Source organism: Soehngenia saccharolytica DSM 12858 (genome assembly GCF_059568515.1).
The window spans coordinates 1-2,757 of sequence record NZ_JCANTN010000060.1 but is presented as its reverse complement, the minus strand read 5'-3'; the positions used below and the strand labels follow the sequence as shown (position 1 = coordinate 2,757).

The following is a 2,757-nucleotide window of genomic DNA, read 5'->3' as shown; positions in this document are numbered from 1 at the left end:
CTATTTCAATTCCTTCTGTATCATAGTATGATTTGTTTTCACTAGATGAAGCAAATAATTTTATATCAAACTCTTGATTATAATCTGCTGAGTAAATATAAATTGGCATATTACGACCCTCATGAATATCCACCAATTTAAATCCATAGGAACATAATTTATTTTTAATGATTTTAGATCGGTAGTACCATTATCTTTGTCTATAGATTGTGGTATGAAGATGCTAAACTTAGGGAATGTTACAACTACCCAATCAAAAAAACTTTCACGTACTTCCGCGTTAACTGCTAAAATAGTAGAAAAACTTAAAAAACATACTATTATAAATACAGCTACTCTTTTAACTATTTTCATGAATATATTAGTCTTTTGTGAAATCTTAATATCTTTTAGTTTTCGTCTGAAAGACTTAGAATAGTTGGGCTCGTGTAATACCTTAAAAGAATGATACCTCATTACATTTCGGCTCACCTACTATTTGCGCCTTAGAAGCAAAACTAGTACAACAATCACGATTCCTAGAAATACCATGAAACTCGTAATAGTGAACCTCTTATTTGATAATTGGAGATTTATGTCTTGAATAATCTCTTCTTTTTCTTTAGCGTCAATAGCACTATTTTCTTCCTTATAAACCTTATCGATATTATCCATTAATTTTTGCTGTTTGTCTTTTATTTCGTCATTACTCAGTAAACTAGATTTGTGATAAACCCCAGATTTTAAATCATCTTCTTCACCCCTGATAAAAGAATCATAACCATTTAATCTTGTATAAAAATCTTCGATAACATAGCCACTATCTTCTTCTTTTAATAAAACTTCAAGTTCTTCACTATATCCGCTTTCTTCTTCAACTCCAATATATTTGAATTTAACTCTGACTGCAAACTTAAAATAATATAGCTCATTAATAAATTCTTCTTCTATTAGCTCTGGTTTAACCTCATAATTAGTCTTTTCAGTCTTATTAACAGCTGTATTATAAGTTATAACTTTTACTTTCCCATATAGATAGTTCTGCAAATCTTCATTTATCTTATACTTACTTAAGTCATTGTCTTCAGCTAAATCTTGATTTCTATAGAAATCCACTATAAAATTTTCTATATGTTCCGTTCTATTTTGTGCCAGACCTATAGAACTAGCTATACTGTAATGATTTGAGCTTAACACTACCATCATTCCTATTAAGATTAATATTTTTATACCAATTTTAAGATGTTTTTTCAATACCATTTCACCCTTTCACATATTAGGATTATATCAAACTGGATCCCAAAACTCAGCTATGTGAAATATTATTTTGTTGAAAACCTATCAGATATTAATCCATATCAACTTCATTAATGACTAGAGTATTCTTAAACAAAAACAGTCGATTATCTTATTAACAATCTTAGATAATCGACTGTTTTTGCTTATATATTAATTAGTAGTTCAATCCTAATTTAATTACTCTCTTACTATTCCCTATATATATATCAGCAGCCTTTTGATTATCATTGTTTGAAGTAGGGCTTGTTCTTCCAGTAACTAATGCACCTAAATAATTTGTACTAGCTTAGTAAAATCCGGTTATAATTGTAGAGTGCCTCCATACTGTTCCATTATGAAATTGAAGTATATCCCCATCAACAAAAGGATATGCTGATGCCTCATGGAATGTAAAATAGTTTTGGTGTGCCCCTGAAGGTCCTTTTGTACTATTATTAATTAAAAAATCATATAGATTAGGAACCCCAGACCATGAATAACTTCTATTACTCAAGTTCACATAATACCACCCACTAGCAGGATTTCCATTATTATATACCGTAGCTCCACCTGCCAATAACGCATGCGAAACAAAATTAGTACAATCATAATTACCAGAAATAGCAGAAAAATCATAATATGGTACTACCCCGTTACCACTTGAAGGATTTATTTTATTAAAGTTGTTTCTAGCATAATTCTTTATCGCACTTTTATTCAAACTTGATGCTTGAATTCCCATATTTTGAATAGAGTCTTCTTTTTCTTTAGCTTCAACAGCCCTATTTTCTTCTTTATAAACTTTATCGATGTTATCCATTAATTTTTGTTGTTTGACTTTTATTTCGTTATTATTTAGTAAACTAGACTTCTGATAAGCTCCAGATTTTAAATCATCTTCTTCGCCCCTGATAAAGGAGTCATAACCATTTAATCTTGTATAAAAATCTTCAATAACATAACCATTATCTTCTTCTTTTAATAAAACTTCAAGTTCTTCACTATATCCGCTTTCTTCTTCAACTCCAATATATTTGAATTTAACCCTAACTGCAAATTTTAAATAATATAGCTCATTAATAAATTCTTCTTCCATTAGCTCTGGTTTAACCTCATAATTAGTCTTTTCAGTCCTATTAACAGCTGTGTTATAATTTATAACTTTTACTTTCCCAAATAAATAATTCTGCAAATCTTCATTTATCTCATACTTACTTAAGTCATTGTCTTCAGCTAAATCTTGATTTCTATAGAAATCAACTATAAAACCTTCTATATATTCCGTTCTATTTTGTGCCAGACCTATAGAATTAGCTATACTGTAATGATTTGAGCTTAACACTACCATCATTCCTATTAAGATTAATATTTTTATACCAATTTTAAGATGTTTCTTCATTATCTTTTCCTCCTTGTACAATATAGTTATAATCAAATTACAGTTTTCCACTGTAATAATTATCAATTTCTTAAATAATAATATAGTCTTCTTTTCTAATC

Annotated in this window: 2 protein-coding genes; both read right to left on the bottom strand. The window is 28.8% G+C overall.

Translation table 11 applies throughout. From position 1 onward, the window contains the following. Window positions 1-474: 474 nt before the first annotated feature. Window positions 475-1,233: a hypothetical protein gene (locus BO51_RS10000; protein WP_496486291.1), complete on the bottom strand. Its 759-nt coding sequence runs from the start codon at window positions 1,231-1,233 to the stop codon at window positions 475-477. A 331-nt stretch (window positions 1,234-1,564) separates the two neighbouring features. After that, the coding region (locus BO51_RS09995; protein ID WP_496486289.1) for an amidase domain-containing protein at window positions 1,565-2,757 on the bottom strand (1,193 nt) is incomplete at its 5' end.